General features: G+C 65.0%; 5 protein-coding genes and 2 pseudogenes. 1 reads left to right on the top strand and 6 read right to left on the bottom strand.

Going from position 1 to position 5,440, the window contains the following annotated elements; all coding sequences use genetic code 11:
- Nucleotides 1-276: pseudogene (locus Q8R73_RS02830) on the top strand (glycerophosphodiester phosphodiesterase); the annotation flags it as partial.
- 173 nt (nt 277-449) lie between these two features.
- Here the strand turns inward: Q8R73_RS02830 and Q8R73_RS02825 are convergent.
- The 6 genes and pseudogenes from Q8R73_RS02825 to Q8R73_RS02800 all read right to left on the bottom strand — a co-directional run.
- Nucleotides 450-764 (bottom strand): hypothetical protein, encoded by a 315-nt coding sequence (locus tag Q8R73_RS02825; RefSeq protein ID WP_305718038.1) that lies wholly within the window; start codon nt 762-764, stop codon nt 450-452.
- A gap of 132 nt (nt 765-896) precedes the next feature.
- Nucleotides 897-2,429 (bottom strand): acyl-CoA carboxylase subunit beta, encoded by a 1,533-nt coding sequence (locus Q8R73_RS02820; protein ID WP_305718037.1) that lies wholly within the window; start codon nt 2,427-2,429, stop codon nt 897-899.
- Between the two features lie 284 nt (nt 2,430-2,713).
- Nucleotides 2,714-3,295, bottom strand: a complete 582-nt coding sequence (locus Q8R73_RS02815) for a carboxymuconolactone decarboxylase family protein (protein WP_305718036.1) — start codon at nt 3,293-3,295, stop codon at nt 2,714-2,716.
- Between the two features lie 49 nt (nt 3,296-3,344).
- A complete protein-coding gene (gene blaOXA / locus Q8R73_RS02810; RefSeq protein ID WP_305718035.1) occupies nt 3,345-4,160 on the bottom strand; it encodes a class D beta-lactamase in 816 nt (271 codons plus the stop codon).
- 202 nt (nt 4,161-4,362) lie between these two features.
- The gene (locus Q8R73_RS02805; protein ID WP_305718034.1) at nt 4,363-4,629 is read right to left on the bottom strand and encodes an EscU/YscU/HrcU family type III secretion system export apparatus switch protein; all 267 of its coding nucleotides are present in this window, start codon (nt 4,627-4,629) and stop codon (nt 4,363-4,365) included.
- Nucleotides 4,626-5,195, bottom strand: a pseudogene (locus Q8R73_RS02800) (flagellar hook-length control protein FliK); the annotation flags it as partial. The gene Q8R73_RS02805 and the pseudogene Q8R73_RS02800, both read right to left, overlap by 4 nt.
- Nucleotides 5,196-5,440: the final 245 nt, after the last annotated feature.

The following is a 5,440-nucleotide window of genomic DNA, read 5'->3' as shown; positions in this document are numbered from 1 at the left end:
CTGGCGCTGAACGGCAGGAACGAGATCGTGCCGTCGGAATACGCCAGGGCGGCGAAGGCCGCGGGCCTCGATTTGATCGGATGGTCGCTGGAGCGCGACGGCCCGCTCAACCGCGGCGGAGGCTTCTATCACAAATCGATCAAGGCCGCGATCGACCGCGACGGCGACACCCTCACCGTGCTCGACGTGCTGGCGCAGCAGGTCGGCATCCGCGGCATGTTCTCGGACTGGCCGGCGACCACGACGTTTTACGCCAACTGCATGGGGATGAAGTAGCGGCGTCAGAGCCGTAGGGTGGGCAAAGGCGCCCTTGCGCCGTGCCCACCATCGTCCGTCGCGGCATCACGGTGGGCACGCTTCGCTTTGCCCACCCTACGACTGCTCCACTTCGGCCCACGCGTGTTCCGAGGTGACAACTTGCCGAGCAACGGCACTCGATCCGGGACCCTTTACCCCCCGAACTCCTCCGCCAGCACCAGCACCTCGCGGGTACGGGTGACGCCGGGCCAGCAGCGGTCGAATTCGGCCACAAGCGGCTTCATCGTGTCGGCGCCGGTGCCGCGCTCCACCGCCGCCAGGTCCGGAAATTCATACATCGCCAGATGCAGCGACGGATCGCTGGCGCTCCAGAACCGCCGCGCCTTCGTGATGCCGAACGCTTTGGTCGCGTCGGGGAGATGTTCCTTTTGGTACCATTCGTCGAACGCCGCGCGCTTGGCGGGATCGGTGACGGTGGCGCGGACGATGAAATAGGCGTTGGGCATGGGTTCCTCTCGAATATTTTTCTTTCCGTCATTCCGGGGCATCGCGCAGCGATGAACCCGGAATCCAGAGATTGTGATCACGATATTCCGGGTTCACGCTACGCGCGCCCCGGAATGACCGCTACCAAAAAGTCACAACGGCAGATTGTCGTGCTTCTTAGCCGGCATTTCCACCTGCTTGTCCTTCAGCATCGCCAGCGCCCGGGCGATCCGCCGCCGGGTCGAATGCGGCATGATGACGTCGTCGATGTAGCCGCGTTCGGCGGCGATGAAGGGGGAAAGGAAGCGGTCTTCGTACTCCCTGGTGCGCGCGGCGATCTTGTCGGCGTCGCCGATGTCGCTGCGGAAGATGATTTCCACCGCGCCCTTGGCGCCCATCACCGCGATCTGCGCGGTCGGCCAGGCATAGTTCATGTCGGCGCCGATTTCCTTGGACGCCATCACGTCGAACGCGCCGCCATAGGCCTTTCGGGTGATCACGGTGACCAGCGGCACCGTGGCCTGCGAGAACGCGAACAGCAGCTTGGCGCCGTGCTTGATCAGACCGCCATATTCCTGCGCCGTGCCGGGCAGAAAGCCGGGGACGTCGACGAAGGTGACGATCGGGATGTTGAAGGCGTCGCAGAACCGGACGAACCGCGCCGCCTTGCGCGAGGCGTCAGAGTCGAGCACGCCCGCCAGTACCATCGGCTGGTTGGCGACGAAACCGACGGTGCGGCCCGCGATGCGGCCGAAGCCGGTGACGATGTTCTTGGCAAACGTCTCGGAGATCTCGAAGAAGTCGCCCTCGTCGACCACCTTCAGGATCAGCTCCTTCATGTCGTAGGGCTTGTTCGGATTGTCGGGGATCAGCGTATCCAGCGACATGTCCACCCGTTCGATGTCGTCGAAACTCGGCCATTCCGGCACGCCGTCGGTGTTGTTGCTGGGGAGGAAGTCGATCAGCCGGCGCATCTGCAAGAGCGTCTCGACGTCATTCTCGAAGGCGCCGTCGGCGATCGAGGAGCGCGTCGCATGCACGGAGGCGCCGCCGAGTTCTTCCGCCGTCACCACCTCGTTGGTGACGGTCTTCACCACGTCGGGACCGGTGACGAACATGTAGCTGGTGTTCTTCACCATGAAGATGAAGTCGGTCATGGCGGGCGAATAGACATCGCCGCCGGCGCAGGGGCCCATGATGACGGAAATCTGCGGGATCACGCCCGAGGCAATGACGTTGCGGCGGAACACGTAGGAATAACCGGCCAGCGCCGCGACGCCTTCCTGGATCCGCGCGCCGCCGGCGTCGTAGAGCCCGATGATCGGCGCCCTCGCCTTCATCGCCATGTCCTGGATCTTGACGATCTTTTGCGCGTGGGTTTCGGACAGCGATCCCCCGAACACGGTAAAATCCTTGGCGAAGACGAAGGTCTTGCGACCGTTGACGGTGCCCCAGCCGGTGACGACGCCGTCGCCCGGCACCTTGGTCTTCTCCATGCCGAATTCGACCGAGCGGTGCTCGACGAACATGTCGAATTCCTCGAACGAGCCCTTGTCGAGCAGCAGCTCGATGCGCTCGCGCGCGGTCAGCTTGCCGCGGGCGTGCTGCGCCTCGATGCGCTTTTCCCCGCCGCCAAGCTTGGCGCCGGCGCGCCGTTCCTCGAGGGTGTCCAGGATGTCCTTCATGTGCTTCCGCCCGCAATTGCCAAGAGATTTTTGAGAGATTTCAAAGGATTTCACGGCGTTCTAGCACGGCCTTTCAGGCGCGGGAAACGCCCTTCAGGGCCTGGATACCGTCACGCGGCGCGCATGGCCCCGGCGGCCGCCGGAGCGGCCATGACCGGCCCTCTATCTGTGCATGGGGTTGTTTTGCTGATTTTTGGGCAGAGCCCCTGCAGTGGGTGCCGGTGCCCGGATTCCGGCTTTCCCGGGCGATCGGTCAGACCAGTTCGGCGCAGCGCGCCGCCCCCCTACCCCTCGCCATCGCCGAACGGCGGCTCCTTGCCCGGCGGCACCGACGCCTCGGACATCGCCAGCAGCATCGCCACCATGATGTAGTTTCCCGCCACCGCCGTCAGATCCACGATCTGCTGATCGCTGAAAACCCGTTTCGCCTTCGCGTAGGTCTCGTCGGACACTTTTCGCGCGGTGGTGAGTTCGGTGACGAAATCATACACGGCGGCCTCGTCCTCGGCCATGTCGGACGGCCGCGCGCCGGTTTTCAGCTCGGCGATAATCCCGGCCGACAGGCCCGCCTTCGCCGCAATCGGCGCATGCGCGAACCATTCGACCTGCGAGCGCCACTGGCGCGCGATAATCAGGATCGCGAACTCGTTGAGCCTGAGCGGGACGGACGTCTCCCAGCGCAGATAATGAAACAGATCGAACAGACGCTGGCCCAGCACCGGGCTGCGCAGCATCGAATTATAGGGACCGCCGATGCCGATGCTCGAGACCTTCACGATCTGCTCGCCCAGCGGTTTTTGCGTGGCGTCGAGCTGGTCCATGGTCAGTTGCGGAAAGCGCGGCGGCCTGGCTGGGGTCGGGTTCATGATTTCTCCGTGCGGACCGGTTTGCATTCGGCGTCGGCGCCTCAGCCTATCAGATCGCGCCGATATCGCCGAGGCAGCGCTGCGTCAGGGTCATGCGGGCGGCGATGTGGCGTGGCTCCAGACAATCCATGTTGAGGGCGAACACCGTTTGCGCCGATCCCTTCTCGGCCCAGCCCACCATCCAGCCCAGCGACGGTTTTCCGGCCTCGGCGCCCAGTAACCCGCTCTTGGCGCGGATGACGGCGTCGCCGACATTCGTCACGACGAGAATGTCGCGCACCAGGTCCTGGCTGCGCTTCGACACCGGCAGCACGCCGCGCCTGAGACGGTCGACGAAATCGATCTGCTGCACGGGATCGATGCGCAGATCCCCGGTCAGCCAGAACTGGTCGATGCCGCCGCCGATATCGCGGTTGCCGTATTCGAACAGGTCGAGATACTTCTGCATCCGCTCGGCGCCGATGCGCCGGGCGATATCCTGATAGACCGGCACCGCGGAGGCGGCGAAGGCGGTGCGCAATGTATGGTCGCTGTTCCAGGGCTCGATGCTTCGCTTCACCCCGTCCCACTTGAACACCTCTTTGTCGGTATCCGCGACCACGCCGGTCTCCAGCGCGATCAGCGAATTCGGAATCTTGAAGGTCGAGGCCGGCAGCATCGCCTCGCCGGAACGGTTCTTGTCGCTGGCGACGATCAGATAGTCGTCGACCTTGTAGCCGACGAAAGTGCCGACCGTTCCCTCGGCGGTAAACCGCCTGGCCAGATCCTCGCGGAACTCGCTGCGCTGGGGTGAGACATTGGCAAAGCTGTGCGACGGCAGGAGACTGGCGGCGAGAAGGCCGAGCGCATGACGGCGATGGATCACGGGAGCATCCGATGTGGTTGACGGCAGCCGACGATGCATCCGGTATCGTGGTAAAACAATGACAATCGGGCGGAGGGCCGGGACAGGATATGAGGCTCGTCATGCCCGGGCTTGACCCGGGCATCCACGACTTCGTTTGTTGAGGTCAGAAAGACGTGGATGGCCGGGTCAAGCCCGGCCATGACGGTGTGGGTGCGATGGGCTACCGCACCCGCCGCGACAGCCCGAGCACGAAGGCCAGCACTTCGGCGACGGCCTTGTAGAGTTCGGTCGGAATTTCGTCGCCGATCTCGACATTGGCGAGCGCGCCGGCCAGCACCTCGTTTTCCTCGATCGGGATATTGTTTTCCCTGGCGACTTCGATGATCTTGGCGCCGATCGATCCCTTGCCCTTGGCGGTGACGCGCGGCGCGCCGGTCTTGTCGTAGTGCAGCGCGACAGCAAGCCGGCTCCTGGAATCCACCCTCATAGCGCGCGATCCAGGAAATGCCCGGCGGGTGCGGGCGCAGGTTGCGGCGGCCGGCCGTCGCCGATCACGATATCGCCGGGCTGCAGCTCGGCTTTTGTCAATGCCTGGCTGAGCTGTGCTGCGCCGGCGCGCAACTGAGTCGCGGTTTCCGGCCGTTCCGCCCACATCCGCACCGAAGTGGTCTCGCCTACCAGGGAGACCAGCGCATGCACCGGACCGGCCGGCTCGACGTCGAGCGAGAAGCGCGCCTGCCAGACGCGCCTGGCGGCTTCGACCTCGTCGCCGCCGCCGTCGCGTGAAATCTCGAACTCCGCCATCGCGGTTCCCTGCGGCGTCGCGAACGGGATTTCGAAATGCCATCGCGGCGTCGCCGGATCGGTCCGTGGCACCGACGTATCGATGCGGTCGGGCAATGACGCCACCTGCAGCAAGGTCTGGCGCGCGATCGCAGACTCGGTATCGCCGAGCAGCTGACGCGCGATGGTCGCGGACGGTGCATCCGCCGGCAGTGACGGCAGGGCGACCGGCTGCGCCGAGGGATGCGCGCCGCGAAACGGCGGCGGCGTGTTGATCTGGTGCGCGACATCGCCGCCGTTGCGCAGCTCTTTCGGGGAGGCCATGGCCGGCGGCGGGCTGCCGGTCTGCGTCAATCCCTCCAGCAGCGCATTCAGCGCGGCGGCCGTCGCCGATCACGATAACGCCGGTCTGCAGCTCTGCTTTTGTCAATGCATGGCTGAGCTGTGCTGCGCCGGCGCCCAACTGAGTCGCGGTGTCCGCCCGTTCCGCCCACATCCGCACCGAAGTGGTCTCG

Origin of the sequence: Bradyrhizobium sp. (genome assembly GCF_030697065.1) — a bacterium.
In the GTDB taxonomy this organism is placed as follows: Bacteria; Pseudomonadota; Alphaproteobacteria; order Rhizobiales; family Xanthobacteraceae; genus Bradyrhizobium.
The sequence above is the reverse complement of the archived record's forward strand: the minus strand, read 5'-3'. Positions and strand labels throughout refer to the sequence as shown.